14 protein-coding genes are annotated in these 16,554 nt (G+C 72.3%); 10 read left to right on the plus strand and 4 right to left on the minus strand.

The window, feature by feature from the left end; all coding sequences use genetic code 11:
• Both O7621_RS15575 and O7621_RS15580 read right to left on the minus strand, forming a co-directional pair.
• Positions 1–240, minus strand: a complete 240-nt coding sequence (locus O7621_RS15575; protein ID WP_282229947.1) for a CPCC family cysteine-rich protein — start codon at positions 238–240, stop codon at positions 1–3.
• Positions 241–377: 137 nt separating this feature from the next.
• Positions 378–4,991: an ATP-dependent helicase gene (locus O7621_RS15580; RefSeq protein ID WP_282229948.1), complete on the minus strand. Its 4,614-nt coding sequence runs from the start codon at positions 4,989–4,991 to the stop codon at positions 378–380.
• 187 nt (positions 4,992–5,178) lie between these two features.
• Here O7621_RS15580 and O7621_RS15585 point away from each other — a divergent pair, with 187 nt between their 5' ends.
• The 10 genes from O7621_RS15585 (at position 5,179) to O7621_RS15630 (ending at position 15,111) form a co-directional block, all read left to right on the plus strand.
• Positions 5,179–5,520 carry a hypothetical protein gene (locus O7621_RS15585; RefSeq protein WP_282229949.1) on the plus strand — a complete coding sequence of 114 codons (342 nt, stop codon included), beginning with the start codon at positions 5,179–5,181 and terminating at the stop codon, positions 5,518–5,520.
• 164 nt (positions 5,521–5,684) lie between these two features.
• Complete coding sequence (locus tag O7621_RS15590; RefSeq protein WP_282229950.1) at positions 5,685–6,131, plus strand: hypothetical protein; 447 nt, start codon at positions 5,685–5,687, stop codon at positions 6,129–6,131.
• A gap of 182 nt (positions 6,132–6,313) precedes the next feature.
• Positions 6,314–9,211: a Na+/H+ antiporter subunit A gene (locus O7621_RS15595; protein ID WP_282229951.1), complete on the plus strand. Its 2,898-nt coding sequence runs from the start codon at positions 6,314–6,316 to the stop codon at positions 9,209–9,211.
• A gap of 1 nt (position 9,212) precedes the next feature.
• On the plus strand, positions 9,213–9,698 hold the full coding sequence (locus O7621_RS15600; RefSeq protein ID WP_282229952.1) for a Na(+)/H(+) antiporter subunit C: 486 nt from the start codon (positions 9,213–9,215) through the stop codon (positions 9,696–9,698).
• Positions 9,695–11,341 (plus strand): Na+/H+ antiporter subunit D, encoded by a 1,647-nt coding sequence (locus O7621_RS15605; RefSeq protein ID WP_282229953.1) that lies wholly within the window; start codon positions 9,695–9,697, stop codon positions 11,339–11,341. The genes O7621_RS15600 and O7621_RS15605 overlap by 4 nt, the downstream gene beginning before the upstream one ends.
• Positions 11,338–11,940, plus strand: a complete 603-nt coding sequence (locus tag O7621_RS15610; protein ID WP_282229954.1) for a Na+/H+ antiporter subunit E — start codon at positions 11,338–11,340, stop codon at positions 11,938–11,940. The genes O7621_RS15605 and O7621_RS15610 overlap by 4 nt, the downstream gene beginning before the upstream one ends.
• A complete protein-coding gene (locus O7621_RS15615; RefSeq protein WP_123600656.1) occupies positions 11,937–12,227 on the plus strand; it encodes a monovalent cation/H+ antiporter complex subunit F in 291 nt (96 codons plus the stop codon). The genes O7621_RS15610 and O7621_RS15615 overlap by 4 nt, the downstream gene beginning before the upstream one ends.
• The gene (gene mnhG, locus O7621_RS15620; protein ID WP_282229955.1) at positions 12,224–12,607 is read left to right on the plus strand and encodes a monovalent cation/H(+) antiporter subunit G; all 384 of its coding nucleotides are present in this window, start codon (positions 12,224–12,226) and stop codon (positions 12,605–12,607) included. The genes O7621_RS15615 and mnhG overlap by 4 nt, the downstream gene beginning before the upstream one ends.
• A gap of 105 nt (positions 12,608–12,712) precedes the next feature.
• Complete coding sequence (locus tag O7621_RS15625; RefSeq protein WP_282229956.1) at positions 12,713–14,050, plus strand: hemolysin family protein; 1,338 nt, start codon at positions 12,713–12,715, stop codon at positions 14,048–14,050.
• Positions 14,047–15,111, plus strand: a complete 1,065-nt coding sequence (locus tag O7621_RS15630) for a hemolysin family protein (protein WP_282229957.1) — start codon at positions 14,047–14,049, stop codon at positions 15,109–15,111. The genes O7621_RS15625 and O7621_RS15630 overlap by 4 nt, the downstream gene beginning before the upstream one ends.
• Before the next feature lie 67 nt (positions 15,112–15,178).
• Here the strand turns inward: O7621_RS15630 and leuE are convergent, their stop codons facing one another.
• Positions 15,179–15,853 carry a leucine efflux protein LeuE gene (gene leuE / locus O7621_RS15635; RefSeq protein WP_282229958.1) on the minus strand — a complete coding sequence of 225 codons (675 nt, stop codon included), beginning with the start codon at positions 15,851–15,853 and terminating at the stop codon, positions 15,179–15,181.
• A gap of 2 nt (positions 15,854–15,855) precedes the next feature.
• Positions 15,856–16,527, minus strand: coding sequence for a pyridoxamine 5'-phosphate oxidase family protein (locus O7621_RS15640; protein WP_348775242.1), 672 nt, complete (start codon positions 16,525–16,527; stop codon positions 15,856–15,858).
• Positions 16,528–16,554: the final 27 nt, after the last annotated feature.

Consider the following 16,554-nt stretch of genomic DNA (forward strand, 5'->3'; position numbering starts at 1 on the left):
CTACGGTGACTCGTCAGGACGCGGCGGCCGGACGATGTCGGCGTACCGCAGATGACTGGCACCGTAGATCGCAAAGTTGAGCCGGGCATGGGACAGGCTCAAGTCGCCGTTCGGCCCGCCACGCACCACCTCGGCGTCGTCATCGCCCTGGCCGTCGTCGGTCCAGAAGCAGACGGGGCAGGTGGTGCATCCGGTCCGGTAACCACAGCAGGGGCATCTGTCGACGGAGTACGGGACCACCCGCTAAGCCTTCCACAGGAACGTTTCGGGCATGTGCCTGAGGTACCCCGTCGACGGACCGCCGGTAGCGCACCGCCGACAGCGGTGACACCCGGCGGACCTCGCCGTGGCGGCGGTGCCCCGGCCGACGTTCACGATCAGCCGCGTAACCGCAGTCCACGTGGGGTGACCCGGAAGCCGGCGGCGGCCAGCGCCGTCCGCAGCGGGGAGCTGTGCACCCGCTCCCCGTCGGCGCGTTCGACCGAGATGGTGCCGAGTGCCCCGGAGCTCACCGCGTCGGCCAGCGCCCGGGCCGCCGCCTCGAGCCGCTGTCCGTCCTGAGTGAAGCAGAGCAGACTGCGACCGCCGCGTTCGACGTAGAGCGCCGCCTCCGCGTCGACCAGGACCACCAGCGCCCCGGCCTTGCGCCCGGGTCGGTGCCCCGCGTTCGACTCGTCGGCGCTGTCCACCGGTCGCTCCGGCCAGGGCAGTGCCGCGCCGTACGGGTTCGCCGGATCGGCTGCCGCCAGCACCACCGCCTCCGGCTGCCGGCGGTGCGTTGGATCGGAACTGGCGAGTTCCCGCAGCCGGTCCACCGCACCCGGTACGGCGAACTGGGCTGCACCGAGTCCGTCGACGAAGTAGCCCCGGCGGGCCGCGCCGCGTTCCTCCAACGCGGCCAGCACCGGGTACACGGCGGCGAACCCACCCGGCTGCCCCTCGGCGGCGACCGCCCCCCGGGTCACCACCCCGTGCCGTTCGAGCAGCACGTCGGCGGTGAGCGCCGCCCGCCGGGTCGGGTCGGGGTCGCGGGATGGCAGCAGTGACCACCGACCGGCCAGCTGCGGTGCGGCGGTACGGGCGACGAATTCCCGACCGACCCGCCGGGCCCGACCCCGTGCCCCGGCGGCGGTGCGGACCCGTTGTGTCGGGCGTGGGCCGAGTACGGCCCGCAGTGGAGCCAGTGTGTCGTTGGTCAGCCAGCCGGCCCACACCAGATCCCAGATCGCCGTCTCGATCCGCCCGGCCGGATCGGCAGTGTCGGCGGGCGCAACGCCAGCGGTGCCGGCGAGCGCCGCGTCGACCCGGTCGGCCAGTTGCCGGAAGAACAACGCCTGCTGGTCGGCGAGGGCGGCGAGCACCGCCTCGTGCACCGGGGTCAGCGTGAGCGCCGGGTCCGGCGGCGGTAGCAGCAGCGGCGCGGTCTCCGTGAACACCAACCGGATCCAGCCGTCACCCGAGCCGACCGCGCCGGCACCGGACCAGGTGACCTCGCCGGAAGCGCAGAGCTCGTCCAGGTACGCGGGGGAGTAGTCGGCCACCCGGGCGGGCAGGATCAGCCGTTCCACCGCGCCGGCCGGCAGAGCCGCTCCCTGTAGTTGCTCGACGGCGGCCGCCACCCCGTCCACCCCGCGACCCGGGCCGGCGACCTGCTGCCACCGGGGAAGGAACCGGACCAGGGCGGTGGCCGGCACCGGCTCGATCTCGCGGCGCAGCGCCGCGAGCGAGCGGCGCCGCAGTAGCCGCAGCACGTCGGCGTCGCACCACTCGGTGCCGGCCCGGTCCGGGGTGAACTCGCCGGCCACGATCCGCCCGGTCGCGGCGAGCCGCCGCAGGGTCTGTTCGACGACGAAGGTGCCCAACCCGAACCGGGCGGCGCACCCGGCGGTGTCGAACGGCCCCCGGGTACGGGCGTAGCGGGCGACCAGGTCGCCGAGTGGGTCGACCACCGGGGCGAGGTACGCCGCGGCGACGCCTACCGGCAGCGCGACACCGAGCGCGTCGCGCATCCGGCCGGCGTCCTCCACTGCGATCCACCGATCCTGCCCGGCGATCCGTACCCGCAGCGCGCGCCGGGCCCGGGCCAGCTCGGCCGGCCAGCCCGGGTCGATCCGTCGGGCCCGCAACTCGGTGTCGGACAGGTCGCCGACGACCCGCAGCAGCTCGGTCAGGTCCTCGGCGTCGCGTAACCGGCGGTGCCCGTCCAGCCATTGCAGCTGCCGGTGAGTTTCGTCGAGTACCGCTGGGTCGAGCAGTTCCCGCAGCTCGACCCGGCCGAGCAGCTCACCGAGCAACGTCGAGTCGAGGCTCAGCGCGGTGGCCCGGCGCTCGGCCAGCGGCAGGTCCCCTTCGTAGAGGAACGCTCCGACGTAGCCGAACAGCAGGGACCGGGCGAACGGCGACGGCCGGGGTGTCTCGACCTCCACCAGCCGCAGCCGCCGTGCCGCCAGGTCGCCCATCAGCCCGGCCAACGCCGGCATGTCGAAGACGTCCCGCAGGCATTCCCGTGCCGCCTCAAGGGTGATCGGGAAGTCGGTGAACTCGCGCGCCACGTCGAGCAGCTGGGCGGCGCGTTGCCGCTGCTGCCACAGCGGCTGCCGGCGTCGCGGATCCCGGCGGGGCAGCAGCAGCGCCCGGGCGGCGCATTCCCGGAACCGGGCGGCGAACAGGGCCGACCCGCCGACGGCTGTTTCGACGAGCTGGCTGATCTCGTCGCTGTCGAAGGCGACCAGATCGGCACCGGGTGGGGTGTCGGCCATCTCGGGTAGCCGGATGACGATGCCGTCGTCGGCGGGCAGCACCTGGGCGTCGACGCCGTACCGCTCGGTCAGTCGCTGGCCGATCGCCAGTGCCCACGGCGCGTTCACCTGGGCACCGAAGACGCTGTGCACGATCAGCCGCCAGTCGCCGAGCTCGTCGTGGAACCGTTCGACGACGACCGTCCGGTCGTCCGGCAGGCTCCGGACGGCGGTGCGTTGGTCGTCGAGGTAACGCAGCAGGTTGTCGGCGGCCCAGTCGTCCAGACCGGACGACAACAGCCCGGCGCGGGCGGCGGTCGGGTCCTCCCGGCTGACCTGGCGCAGCCGGGCGCCCAGCGCCCGGCCCAGCTCGACCGGGCGACCAGGTTGGTCGCCTTTCCAGAACGGCATCCGGGCTGCCTGGCCCGGGGCGGGGGTGACCAGCACCCGGTCCGGGGTGATCTCCTCGATCCGCCACGACGTCGCACCGAGCAGGAAGACGTCGCCGACCCGGGACTCGTAGACCATCTCCTCGTCGAGCTCGCCGACCCGCACCGGCCGTTCGGCCCCGGCGAGGAAGACACCGAACAGGCCACGGTCCGGGATCGTGCCGCCACTGGTGACGGCCAGCCGCTGCGCGCCCGGCCGCCCGGTGAGCAGGTCGGCGTCGCGGTCCCAGATCAGCCGGGGCCGCAGCTCGGCGAAAGCGGTCGACGGGTACCGGCCGGAGAGCATGTCCAGCACCGCGTGCAGCGCCGAGTCGGGCAGGTCGGCGTACGGGGCCGCGCCGCGTACCAGGGTCGCCAGCGCGTCCACCGGCCAGGGATCGAGCGACACCATCGCGACGATCTGCTGGGCCAGGACGTCGAGTGGGTTGCGCGGGTACCGCAGCTGCTCGATCGCGCCGTGGGCCATCCGCTCGCTGACCACCGCACAGGCCAGCAGGTCACCACGGTGCTTGGGCAGGATCACCCCGTGCGACAGCGCGCCCACCTGGTGCCCGGCCCGGCCGATCCGCTGCAGGCCGGCGGCGACACTCGGCGGTGCCTCGATCTGCACGACGAGGTCGACCGCACCCATGTCGATGCCGAGCTCCAGGCTGGAGGTGGCGATCACCGCCGGCAGGTGGCCGGACTTCAACGCCTCTTCGATCTGCTGCCGTTCGGAGCGCGACACGCTGCCGTGGTGGGCGCGGGCGATCACTGCCGGGGCGCCGTGCGCGGTGTCCGACTGGGCCATGATCTCCGCCGGCATCCGGGTACCGGACCGCCGGTCGCCGCCGCGGTCGCCGCCGTGCGGGCCGGACTGCTGGTCCGTGCCGTCCGCCCGGCCTGCGGCGAGTTCGTTGAGCCGGGCGCAGAGCCGTTCCGCGGAGCGTCGGGAGTTGGTGAACACGATGGTCGACCGGTGCCGCCGGATCAGGTCGAAGACGCGTTCCTCGACCGCCGGCCAGATCGACCGGCCGGCCGGCGGCGGACCATCGGGGTCCTCCTGCGCCGACTCGCGTTCGTCCAGCTGGTCGAGATCCGGCACCGGCACCTGGACGCTGACCTCGATGGTCTTGGTCGTGGCCGGGGCGACCACCTGCACGGGCTGACGGCCACCGAGGAACTGGGCGGTCTCCTCGATCGGCCGGACCGTGGCGGACAGGCCGATCCGCTGGGCGGGCGCCGGCAGCAGCGCGTCCAACCGCTCCAGCGACAACGCCAGGTGCGCGCCGCGTTTGGTGCCGGCGACCGCGTGCACCTCGTCGACGATGACCGTACGCACGCCGCGCAGCGACTCCCGGGCGGCCGAGGTGAGCAGCAGGAACAGCGACTCGGGAGTGGTGATGAGGATGTCCGGCGGTTGCCGGAGGAAGGCGCGTCGCTGATCGGCCGGGGTGTCGCCGGTGCGGATGCCGACGGTCACCTGCGGCGCCGGCGCACCGATGCGGGCGGCGGCCTGGTCGATGCCGACCAGCGGGGTACGCAGGTTGCGGTCGACGTCGACCGCGAGTGCCTTGAGCGGGCTCAGGTAGAGCACCCGGCACCGCAGCCGCGGATCGTCGGGAGCGGGCGAGCGGGTCAGCTGGTCCAGCGACCAGAGGAACGCGGCGAGCGTCTTGCCGGATCCGGTGGGTGCCACCACCAGGGCGTGCCGGCCGTCGCTGATCGCCTCCCACGCGCCGGTCTGCGCCGCGGTCGGGGCGGCGAAGGCGGCGGAGAACCACTCCCGGGTGGCCGCCCCGAAGCGCTCCAACACCGCGGTCATCGCTGGTCCCTCCATCGGTACATCCGGCTGCCGGCGTGAACCATCCTGCCCGCCGGGTACGACGAAGCTGGGCCGCCCGGGCGACCCGGATCCACAAATTCGAGTGGAACCGGCAGGTCTGGCTTGCCCGACTTAGTAGTTATGGAGTAACTTTCCGTCATCGTCCGATCTCTCAAGGAGTACCTCCATGCCCGTTGCCGAGCGCGGCCTCCACCACGACACGGAGGTTCTACTCCGGAAGGTGGACGGCCTGGTGGCCCTGCTGCGGCTACGGCACCACCGGCTCGACCCGGCAGCGGTGGACCGGTTCGCTGACACCCTGCGGGCCCTGGTCGTCGACAGCGGATCGGCGAGCGCCGCCGACCGGGCGCGGGTACGCGCCACCGTGCACTACCACATGCTGCTGGCCAGCCGACGAGGTCTGCTGCCGCTCGCCGACGTGCCCGCACCCGCCGGACCCGCGACACCGGCCCGCCCGACGATGCCCGCCGCGACGGCGACGGCCCCCACCGAACCAGCCGGCACATGACGGTAACCGTACGGTAATCACCGAATCTGTTTTGATCGCTTACCATCCAAGCTCCGGCAACCGGCGACGTCCAGGCCCGGCCACCGCCCGGCGGGCCGGCCAGCCAGGCGGCCGGCACCGGGAGACCGGTAGGCTGGCGGTGATCGACAGCGGAGGGGGCACGGATGGCACAGCTGCGCCACCTCCCGGCTCCGCGCAGGATCGCCGTCGTGCTGCTCGTCCTGCTCGCCGTCACCGCTGTGCACGGTGCCGCCTCGGTCGCCGTACCGGCCGTCGCCGTCGCCGCCGGGCCGGCCTCCATCGGAGCCGCGCTGCTGCACCAGACCGTCTCGCCCGGTGGTCGCAACTGCGTCGACGACGCCGACCACCGGCAGCAGCAGAGCGTGTCGGCCCGGCCCGGCCCAGCCGGTGACGACCACGGCACTCCGACCGGCACCGTCACCACGCCAACCTGGTCCGCCGCGCCATCTGTCACCGGCCAGGCGGCCCGGTCGTCGGCCGCCGGTCCGCTCCTGCGCCGCGGCACCCGGCCCTGCTCCAGCCGGGCACCACCCGACCAGCTGGCGGCGCAGCTGACCACCGCGGCCGCACACCTGCCCATTTTCGACTGAACCGGGCCACCGAACCGGCGGAGTCCGGGGCCGGCCGTCCCGAGCCTTCGCCACCGCCACGTCACCCCCTCCGCCACGGCCGCGACGCGCCGTCCGGCGTTCCTCTCCCGCCGGGCGGGCAAGCCCGGCAACGGACCCGTGCCGACGCGTGGGCCCGCGACGACACCTACCTGGAGCCGTACGTGCTGGTATTGCTCATCGTCCACCTGGTGACGGCGCTCGTGGCGCCGGTGCTGGTCCGCTGGTGGGGTCCGCGTGCCTGCTACCTGCTGGCCGCCGCGCCCGGCGCCGCCGCCGGCTGGGCACTGGCCAGCACCGGTGCGGTACGCGACGGTGCCACGCTCGACGAGACGTACCGGTGGGTGCCACAGCTCGGCCTCGACCTGGCGTTTCGGGTCGGCACCCTGTCCTGGCTGATGGTGCTGCTGGTCGGCGGCGTCGGAGCCCTGGTCCTGACCTACTGCGCCCGCTACTTCGCGTCGGGTGAGCCCGGCCTCGGCCGGTTCACCGCGAACTTCGTCGGATTCGCCGGAGCCATGCTCGGTCTGGTCCTCGCCGACGACCTGATCCTGCTCTACGTCTTCTGGGAGCTGACCACCGTCTTTTCCTACCTGCTGATCGGCCACCATCCGGAGAAGCGGGCCAGCCGCCGGGCCGCCGCCCAGGCGCTGATCGTGACCACCCTGGGCGGCCTGGCCATGCTCGTCGGGTTCATCATGCTCGGTGAGCAGGCCGGCACCTACCGTTGGTCGCAGATCGCGGCCGGCCCGCAGCCGGCAGGCGGCTACCTGGCCGTCGCGCTGGTGCTGGTCCTCGTCGGCGCGCTGGCCAAGTCGGCGATCTTCCCGTTCAGCTTCTGGCTGCCCTCGGCGATGGCCGCGCCCACCCCGGTCAGCGCCTACCTGCACGCCGCCGCCATGGTGAAGGCCGGCATCTACCTGGTCGCCCTTCTGTCACCGGTGTACGCGGGCAACCCCTGGTGGTACTGGTTGATCGTCACCACCGGCACCGCCACCATGCTGGTCGGCGGCTGGGCGGCGCTGCGCCAGACCGACCTCAAGCTGCTGCTGGCGTACGGGACCGTGAGCCAGCTCGGTCTGCTGGTGGTGGTGACCGGCGCGGGTGAACGCGGCCCGGCGCTGGCCGGTGCGACGATGCTGCTCGCCCACGCCCTGTTCAAGGCGACCCTGTTCCTGGTGGTCGGCATCGTCGACCGGTGCGCCGGCACCCGCGACCTCACCGAGCTGAGCGGGCTGGGTCGACGGATGCCGGCGGTCGCCGTGGCCGCCACACTCGCCGCCGCGTCGATGGCCGGGGTGCCTCCGCTGCTCGGCTTCGTCGGCAAGGAGGCGGTGCTGGAGGCGTTCGCGCCGGACCCGGTCGTGTTGGCGCTGATCGTCCTCGGCTCGGTGCTCACCACCGCGTACAGCGCCCGGTTCATCTGGGGCGCGTTCGCCGGCAAGCCCGGTCGGGAGCCGACCGCCGCCGCGCCGGTCGGCCCGGTGTTCGTGCTGCCGGTCGGCGTACTGGCGCTGCTCGGTCTGCTGCTCGGGCCGGCGGCCGGCGTCGTCGACACGGTGCTCACCCCGTACGCCGGGCTGTTCGGTCCGGGTGACTACCACCTGGCGCTGTGGCACGGGTTCACCCCCGCGCTGGTGCTGTCCCTGGTCGCGCTCGTCGGCGGCGCCGTGCTGTTCCTGGCCCGGGAACGGGTGGCCGCCGTGCAGCGGCGGCTGCGGGCCCCGACCGACGGGGCGACCAGTTACGCCCAGGCGACCCACCTGCTGGACCGGATCTCGGTGGAGGTCACCGGCGCCACCCAGCGCGGATCGCTGCCGCAGTATCTCGGCATCATCCTGCTGGTGCTGGTCACCGTGCCGGGTGGAGCGCTGCTGGTGACCCGGCCGTGGACCGGGCAGTGGCGCTGGTACGACACGCCGGTGCAGATCGCGGTGGCAGCGGTCCTGGTGGTCGCCGCGATCGCCACGGTCCGGGCGCAACGCCGACTGAAGGCAGTCATCCTGGCCGGAGTGACCGGGTACTGCACCGCGTTGTTGTTCGTCCTGCACGGTGCACCCGACCTGGCGCTCACCCAGTTCCTCGTCGAGACGATCACCATCGTGGTGTTCGTCCTGGTGGTTCGTCGGCTACCGATCTACTTTTCGGAACGTCCACTGCGTTCCAGCAGATACGCGCGGATCGCCCTCGGTGTCGTTGTCGGCGTGGTGATGTCCGGCATGGCGATGGCGGCGGTCGGCAACCGGGACGCGGCACCCGTCTCAGCGGCCTACCCCGAACAGGCGGTGGAGTACGGCGGCGGGCGCAACGTGGTGAACGTGACGCTGGTCGACATCCGGGCCTGGGACACCATGGGGGAGATTTCGGTGCTGGTCGTCACAGCGACCGGCGTGGCCAGCCTGGTGTTCCTGCGGCCGCGTACCGGTCCGGGTCCACGCCGGGTCGGCGCCGCGACCGCAGCCGGCCACGGTGGTCGGCCGGGCGGCCCGTTCCCGCCGGCCCGGTCCCGGCGCCAGCGGATCTGGCTACGGGGCGGCGCGACCCAGACCCCGCGGGGCCGGTCGATCATCTTCGAGGTCGTCACCCGGCTGCTGTTCCACGCCATCCTGGTCTACTCGATATTCCTGCTCTTCTCCGGCCACAACGCGCCCGGTGGCGGGTTCGCCGGCGGGCTGGTGGCCGGGCTGGCGCTGGCGGTGCGCTATCTCGCCGGTGGCCGCCACGAACTCAACGAGGCGGCACCGGTGGACGCCGGGCTGGTGCTCGGCGTTGGTCTGTTCCTGGCGATCGGGGCCGGGCTGAGTCCGATCCTGGTCGGCGCCGACGTGCTGCAGAGCGCCATCGTTGACCTGCACCTGCCGGTGATCGGTGACGTCCACCTGGTCACCTCGCTCTTCTTCGACGTGGGCGTCTACCTGATCGTGGTGGGTCTGGTCCTGGACATCCTGCGCAGCCTCGGTGCCGAGGTCGACCGGCAGATCGCGCGGTCCGCCGAGCCGGACGTCGAGGTGGACGACACCCCGCAGGGCAGGCTCGACCGGGTCGCCGGAGAAAGGAGCTGACATGCCGCCCAACGTCGTGCTCGTCCTGACCGTCGGGGTGCTCTTCGCCGCCGGCGTCACCCTGTTGCTGGAACGCAGTCTCACCCGGGTGGTGCTCGGGGTGGTCCTGCTCGGCAACGGGGCGAACCTGCTGATCCTGCTCGGTGGGCGGCCCGGCGGGGCACCCATCGCCGAGGTGACCGCCGCCGAGGAGATGAGCGACCCGCTGCCGCAGGCGCTCATCCTCACCGCGATCGTCATCACGCTCGGGCTCACCGCGTTCCTGCTCGCCATGGCGTACCGCAGCTGGCTGCTCTTTGGTCACGACGAGGTCCAGGACGACCTGGAGGACCGGCTCATCGTGCAGCGCGCCCTCGCCGACCAGGGACCTGACGCCGAGGACGACGCCGAGGACAGCGACGACCACGACACCGACCCGATCGACGCGATCGGCGCCCCCCGTACCGCCCCGGCCCGCGCTGGCGATCTCGATCGGAGCGACCCGTGAGTTTCCTGGTGCCGTTGCCGGTGATCGTGCCGCTGCTCGGCGCGGGGATCACCCTGGTGCTGGCCCGGCATCCGCGTGCCCAGCGGACCACCAGCGTCGCCGCCCTCACCGTCACCTTCGGCGTCGCGCTCGCCCTGTTGATCACCGCCCACATCGAGGGACCCCAGGTGGTACGGGTGGGCGGCTGGCCGGTGCCGCTGGGCATCGTGCTGGTCGCCGACCAACTCGCCACCCTGATGCTGGTGGTCTCCACCGCGGTGACGCTATGCGTACTGCTGTATTCGATCGGTGAAGGCCGCGCTGACGGCCGGGAGAGCACACCGGTGGCGATCTACCACCCGACGTACCTGATTCTCACCGCTGGAGTGACCAACGCGTTCCTCTCCGGGGACCTGTTCAACCTGTACGTCGGGTTCGAGATCCTGCTCGGCGCCAGCTACGTGCTGCTCACCCTGGGCGGCACCGAGGTACGGATCCGGGCCGGCACGACCTACGTCGTGGTCAGCATCCTCTCCTCGGTCATCTTCCTCACCGCCATCGGGCTGATCTACGCCGCCACCGGCACGGTGAACCTGGCGCAGCTGGCCGACCGGCTCGATGGACTCCCCGACGACCTGCGGCTGGTACTGCAGCTGATGCTGCTTCTCGCGTTCGGCATCAAGGCCGCCGTCTTCCCGCTGTCGGCCTGGCTGCCGGACAGCTACCCGACCGCGCCGGCTCCGGTCACCGCCGTCTTCGCCGGTCTGCTGACCAAGGTCGGCGTCTACGCGATCATCCGTACCGAGACGTTGCTGTTCCCCGGCGGACGCACCCGCGACCTGCTGCTGGTGGTCGCGTTGCTGACCATGGTGGTCGGCATCCTCGGTGCGGTCGCGCAGTCGGACATCAAGCGGCTGCTCTCGTTCACCCTGGTCAGTCACATCGGCTACATGCTGTTCGGGATCGCGCTCGGCACCGCTGCCGGACTGGCGGCGGCGATCTTCTACGTGGTGCACCACATCACCGTCCAGACCACGCTGTTCCTGGCGACCGGACTGGTGGAGCGCCGGGGCGGCAGCACCAACCTGGAGCGTCTCGGCGGGTTGGCCCGGGCCGCGCCGCTGCTCGCCGCGCTGTTCTTTCTGCCGGCGTTGAACCTGGCCGGCATACCACCGTTCTCCGGATTCCTCGGCAAGCTCGGGTTGCTGCAGGCCGGAGTCGCCGACGGCGGCCCGCTGGCCCGGGCGGTCGTCGCCGGTGCCGTGCTGACCAGCCTGCTCACCCTGTACACGGTGACCCGGGTGTGGAATCTCGCCTTCTGGCGCAAGACCGCCCCGCAGGCCACAGCGGGCGGTCCGGCGACGGTACCGGCGACTGCCTCGGCCACCCAGCCGGCGACGACGCCGTCCGCGACCCGGGCGGTTTCCGGTGTGCGGGTACCGTCCACCGACTCGGCATCCACCCCGCTCGCCGCCGACGGCCCGGGTTCGGTGGAACCGATGCCGCCCCTGCTGGTCGGCGCGACCACCGCACTGGTGCTGCTCGGACTGGCACTGACCGTGCTGGCCGGACCGTTGTTCCAGATCGGCACCGAGGCGGCGGCCAACCTGGTGAGCCGGACGCCGTACGTCGACGCGGTCTTCCCGCCGGGAGCAGCCCGATGAGTCCGGTGTCCAGGGCCGCGCACTGGCGTACCCAGATCGTCGCGGTCGCCGCTCTGGTGGTGCTGTGGAACCTGTTCTACGGGCGGTTCTCCGTCGGTAACCTGCTCGGCGGGACGGTCGTCGCGCTGGTGGTGGTCACCGTCTTCCCACTGCCGCCGGTCGCCTTCGAGGGCCGGATCCGGCCGCTGGCTGTGCTGCGCTTCCTCGCCCGGTTCGTCGTCGACCTGTTCACCGCGAGTGCGCAGGTGGCCTGGACCGCCGTCCGGTTCGGGCACACGCCGCGCAGCGCGGTCATCGCGGTGCGGCTACGGGTCCGGACGGACCTGAACCTGACCCTCACCGCGGAGGCGTTGTCGTTGATCCCGGGCAGCCTCATCGTCGAGGCCGACCCGGCCAGCGGCACCCTCTACGTTCACGTGCTCGACGTCGTCGATCACCGTGACGTCGAGCGGGCCCGGCGGAAGGTGCTGGCGTTGGAGGAGCGGATCGTCCGCGCCGTCGGCTCGGCGGACGACGTACGGCATCTCGACGATCCTCGCCCGGCCGACCATCCCCTTTCTGGAAACGATCCCCGCCCAGGGAACGGAGAGAATCGATGACCTTCGTAGCCGTTGTGGTGACCGTACTGCTGGCCGTGGCGGCCCTGCTGACCGTCGGGCGGATCATCCGTGGTCCGACACTGCTCGACCGGGTGGTGGCCGCCGAGGTGCTGATCGCCATCATCGTCGGTGGGCTCGCCGCCGAGGCGGCGGTCAACCGGCACGCCACCACCCTGCCGGTGCTCGTGGTGCTGTCCCTGCTCGGGTTCGTGGGCTCGGTCAGCATCGTCCGGTTCGTCGCCGCCCGCCCGCCCGCGGTAGCCGCCGCCGAACGGGAGCAACGGTGACCGGGGTGCTGACCGTACTGTCCGGCACGCTGCTGATCGGCGGCGCGCTGCTCAGCCTGGCGGCCAGCATCGGTCTGCTGCGCTTCCCCGACGTCGCCGCCCGGATACACGCGGCGACCAAGCCGCAGGTTCTCGGCCTGCTACTGGTCCTCAGTGGGCTGGCGCTGCGGCTACAGAGCGGCACCGAACTGGCCACTCTGCTGATGGTGGCGGTCTTCCAGATGGCGACCGCGCCGGTCGCGGCCCACATCATCGGCCGGGCCGCCTACCGGGCCGATCTGGTCCGACGCGACCTGCTGGTCACCGACGAGGCGGACGCGATGGCGGTCGACGGCACCGGCGGCGACGGAACCGGTGGGCAGCGGCGGGTCACTATATAATCCGGCCATGACCGACGCTCCTGCCCAGGAGGGCAGCAGTAGCCAGCCGGGTAGCACCCGGCTGCCGACATTCCGGCCGCCGGTCGCCGGAGCGCTGAGCCCCCGGTGCTGATCGTCTTCGGTCTGTTTCTGATCACCGTGTTGACGGTCGCGACCGGGTACTTCGTCGCCCAGGAGTTCGGCTACGTCGCCGTCGACCGGGGTCGGCTGCGGACCCTGGCCGACCGGGGTGACCCGGCTGCCGCCCGCGCGCTGCGGGTGACCAGCCGGCTGTCGTTCATGCTCTCCGGCGCCCAGCTGGGGATCACGGTCACCGCGTTGCTGGTCGGCTACGTCGCCGAGCCGTACCTCGGCGCCGGACTGTCCGAGCTGCTCGGCGGGGTCGGGGTTCCGCCGGCCGCCAGTCTGACCATCTCGGTCGGGCTGGCGCTGATCATCTCGACCGTGGTGCAGATGGTCCTCGGTGAGCTGGCCCCCAAGAACCTCGCCCTCGCCCGGGCCGAGGTGCTGGCCCGGGCGCTCAGCCGGTCGACCCTGATCTACCTGGCCGTCGCCGGGCCGCTGATCCGGATGTTCGACATCGCGGCGAACCGGTTGCTGCGGCGGGTCGGCATCGAGCCGATCGAGGAGCTGCCCAGCGGCGCCACCGCCGAGGACCTCGGCCAGATCATCGCCGAGTCCCGCCAGGAGGGGCACCTCGACTCGGCGATGTCCACGCTGCTCGACCGAGGGCTGCACTTCCGGCAGCTGACCGCCGGCGAGGCGATGGTGCCGCGGGTCGACGTGCACACGGTACGGGTCGACGCGCCGCTGACCGGGCTGGTGGAGCTGCTGGACACCGGGCACTCCCGGTTCCCGGTGCACGGCTCGGACGGCGTCGACGACCTGGTCGGCATCGCCAGCATCGCAGACGTGCTCACCGTACCGCCGTCGCGACGGGCGGTGACGACGGTCGCGGCGGTGATGGTCCCCCCGCTGCTGGTGCCGGAGACCCTGCCGCTGCCGGCGGTGCTGGACCGGCTGCGTAAGGGGCACCGGCAGCTGGCCTGCGTGGTCGACGAGTACGGGGGCTTCGCCGGGGTGATCACCCTGGAGGACATCGCCGAGGAGCTGGTCGGCCCGATCCGGGACGAGGACGACCCGCCGGAGCCAGCCCCGGCCCGCCAGCCGGACGGCTCCTGGCTGGTGCCGGCCCGCTGGCGAATCGACGAGGTCGCCGACACCACCGGTGTCGAGCTGCCGACCGCCCCCGAGTACGACACCCTCTCCGGCCTGGTCATGCGGGAACTGGGCCGGGTGCCCGAGGTCGGCGACCAGATCTCGATCAGCCTGGACGAGATGACCGCCGGCAACGGCCACCATCCGGCCCGGCAGGCCGTACTGCACGTGATCTCCGTCGACCGGCACGTGCCCGACTCGGTACGGCTGGAGGTGATCGGGTGAGCACCGGGTGGGCGTTGCTGACCTCACTGGTGCTGCTCGCTCTGAACGGGTTCTTCGTGGCTGCGGAGTTCGCCCTGGTGGCGAGCAAGCGGTACCGCCTGGAACAGGCCGCGGCGGGCGGCTCGCGTGCGGCCCGGGCGGCGCTGGACGGCTCCCGCGAGCTGTCGCTGATGCTCGCCGGGGCGCAGTTGGGCATCACCGTCTGCACCCTCGGCCTGGGCGCGTTGGCCGAGCCCGCGGTGGAGCGGCTGATGGCGCCACTGTTGGAACGGGCCGGTCTGCCGTACGCGGCCAGTCATCTGGTCGCGTTCCTGTTCGCCCTCGCCCTGGTGGTCTTCCTGCACCTGGTGGTCGGCGAGATGGCACCGAAGTCGTGGGCGATCACCCACCCGGAGCGGTCGGCGCTGCTGCTGGCGTTGCCGTTCCGGGCGTTCGCCCGGGTTTCCCGGCCGGTCCTGTCCGGGTTGAACGCGATCGCCAATGCCGTGCTGCGGGCGTTCCGGGTCGAACCGCAGGACCAGCTGGCCCAGGTGCACGGCCCGGACGAGCTGCGCATCCTGCTGGAACAGTCGCGGGAGCACGGCCTGCTGCCGCCGGACCAGCACGAGCTGCTGGCCAAGATGCTCCAGCTGGAGCGCACCACCGTCCGGGACGTGATGCAGCCGGTGGACCAGGTCGTCGCGGTGGCCCGGACGGACACCGCCGAGCGGGTGGAGGAGCTGTCCCGGGGCAGCGGCCGGTCCCGTCTGGTGGTCTGCGGGGAGGCCGGCGATCTGATCGGCATCGTGCACGTACGCGACGCGGTGCGGGCAAACACCTGCGACGGCGCTCCGACTGCAGAATCGCTGATGAGCCGGCCGTTCCTGCTGCCGGCGACGGCCACCGTCACCGAGGCGGTGGCGGCGATGCGCGCCGACCAGGTCCAGCTGGCGCTGGTCACCAACGGTTCCGGGGCCGACCAGCCGATCGGTTTCGTGGCGTTGGAGGACCTGCTGGAGGAGGTCATCGGCGAGTTCGACGACGAGACGGACACCGTACCGAGGGGACGGCGGATGCGCTGACCTGCGTGCCGACGGTGGCGGTTGGCCGCCCGGCGGCCAGGCTGTTCCTACGGTCATGCTCCGGCGGTCAGGCTGCTCCGGCGCTGGCGGTGGCGAGCTTGACTCCGAAGCCGAGGAACAGAGCGCCCACCCCGCTGGTGACCGTCGCGGCGAGCCGGCGCCGCTGCCGGAACTGCATCGCCAGGTACGTCCCGGTGAAGATCAGCACGGTCAGGTAGATGACGCTGAACAGCTGAGCGATCGCGCCGAGCAGCAGGAACGACAGCGCCGGGTACGGGTACGCCGGGTCGACGAACTGGATGAAGAACGACACGAAGAACAGGATCGCCTTCGGGTTCAGCAGGCTGATCACCGTCGCCCGCCGGAACGGGTGGCGCACCGCCGCCGGCTCGGCGGCGTCCACCAACCGGGGCGCGGCCGGGTCGTCGCGCCGCCGCCAGCGCCGCCAGGCACCACGGAACATGGTGACACCGACATAGCCGAGGTACACCGCCCCGGCGTACTTGATCACGGTGAACATCGCCGGATGGGTCTTGAGCAGGGAGGCGACCCCGGCTGCGGAGAGCACCATCAGCACCGTGTCGCCGAGGAAGACGCCGCCGGCGGCCCGGTAGCCGTGCCGCACGCCGCGTCGGGCGGCGGTGGACAGGACGAACAACGAGTTCGGCCCGGGCAGCAGGACGATCGCCACGGTGCCCAGGACGTACGTCCAGATGTCGGTGATGCCCAGCATGGGGGACATCCTCACCTGTCCGCCGGTCCGCTGGCGAGAGAAATTTCGCTGGTGGTGAGGTAGCTCGGCACCGCCCGGGTGACTCCGGCAGCGGATTGCGGCGGGTCGGCGACGGTGCGCAACGGCAGCACCCCGGCCCAGTACGGCAGCGTGAGGTCGGCCTGCTCGTCGACAGGCTCACCGGCGCGGGCCTTGACCGACACCTCGTCGAGAGCGACGGCGAGCACCGCTGTCTGCGCGAGTTCCCGGCTCGTCGGTGGCCGGCTGTCCGCGGCCCGGCCCGGTGCCGCCTTGTCGATCAGGGCGTCGAGTGCCCGCCGCTTGTCGGCCGGGTCGCTGACCAGCCGGGCGGTGCCGTGCACGACGACTGACCGGTAGTTGGCGCTGTGGTGCGCCTGGGCGCGGGCGTAGACCAGGCCGTCGAGCAGGGTGACGGCCACACAGACGGCGAGCCCTTCCCGGTCGCGGGCGGCCAACAGGGGGGTGCTCGCGGTGGAGCCGTGCAGGTACAGGGTTTCGTCGACGCGTACATGCAGGGTGGGCAGTGCCCGGGGCGCGCCGTCGGCGACGAACGCCAGGCAGCAGTGGTACGCCTCGTCGAGGATGCGGTGTGCCTCGGTGCGCTGGTAGGTGACTCGGCTGAGGCGTCGTGCGGCGGTGGTGCGGGCGGTGGCGGGGTACATTTGATCTCCCGAGATTGTGCTAGTACA

This window comes from Solwaraspora sp. WMMD937 (genome assembly GCF_029581175.1).
GTDB lineage: Bacteria > Actinomycetota > Actinomycetes > Mycobacteriales > Micromonosporaceae > Micromonospora_E.

Excerpts from the sequence above, each read along its gene's own strand:
- leuE (WP_282229958.1), bottom strand. The coding sequence starts at position 15,853 with ATGTCCCCCATGCTGGGCATCACCGACATCTGGACGTACGTCCTGGGC.
- O7621_RS15590 (WP_282229950.1), top strand. The coding sequence starts at position 5,685 with ATGGCACAGCTGCGCCACCTCCCGGCTCCGCGCAGGATCGCCGTCGTG.
- O7621_RS15580 (WP_282229948.1), bottom strand. The coding sequence starts at position 4,991 with ATGACCGCGGTGTTGGAGCGCTTCGGGGCGGCCACCCGGGAGTGGTTC.
- O7621_RS15585 (WP_282229949.1), top strand. The coding sequence starts at position 5,179 with ATGCCCGTTGCCGAGCGCGGCCTCCACCACGACACGGAGGTTCTACTC.
- O7621_RS15600 (WP_282229952.1), top strand. The coding sequence starts at position 9,213 with ATGCCGCCCAACGTCGTGCTCGTCCTGACCGTCGGGGTGCTCTTCGCC.
- O7621_RS15640 (WP_348775242.1), bottom strand. The coding sequence starts at position 16,527 with ATGTACCCCGCCACCGCCCGCACCACCGCCGCACGACGCCTCAGCCGA.
- O7621_RS15610 (WP_282229954.1), top strand. The coding sequence starts at position 11,338 with ATGAGTCCGGTGTCCAGGGCCGCGCACTGGCGTACCCAGATCGTCGCG.
- O7621_RS15615 (WP_123600656.1), top strand. The coding sequence starts at position 11,937 with ATGACCTTCGTAGCCGTTGTGGTGACCGTACTGCTGGCCGTGGCGGCC.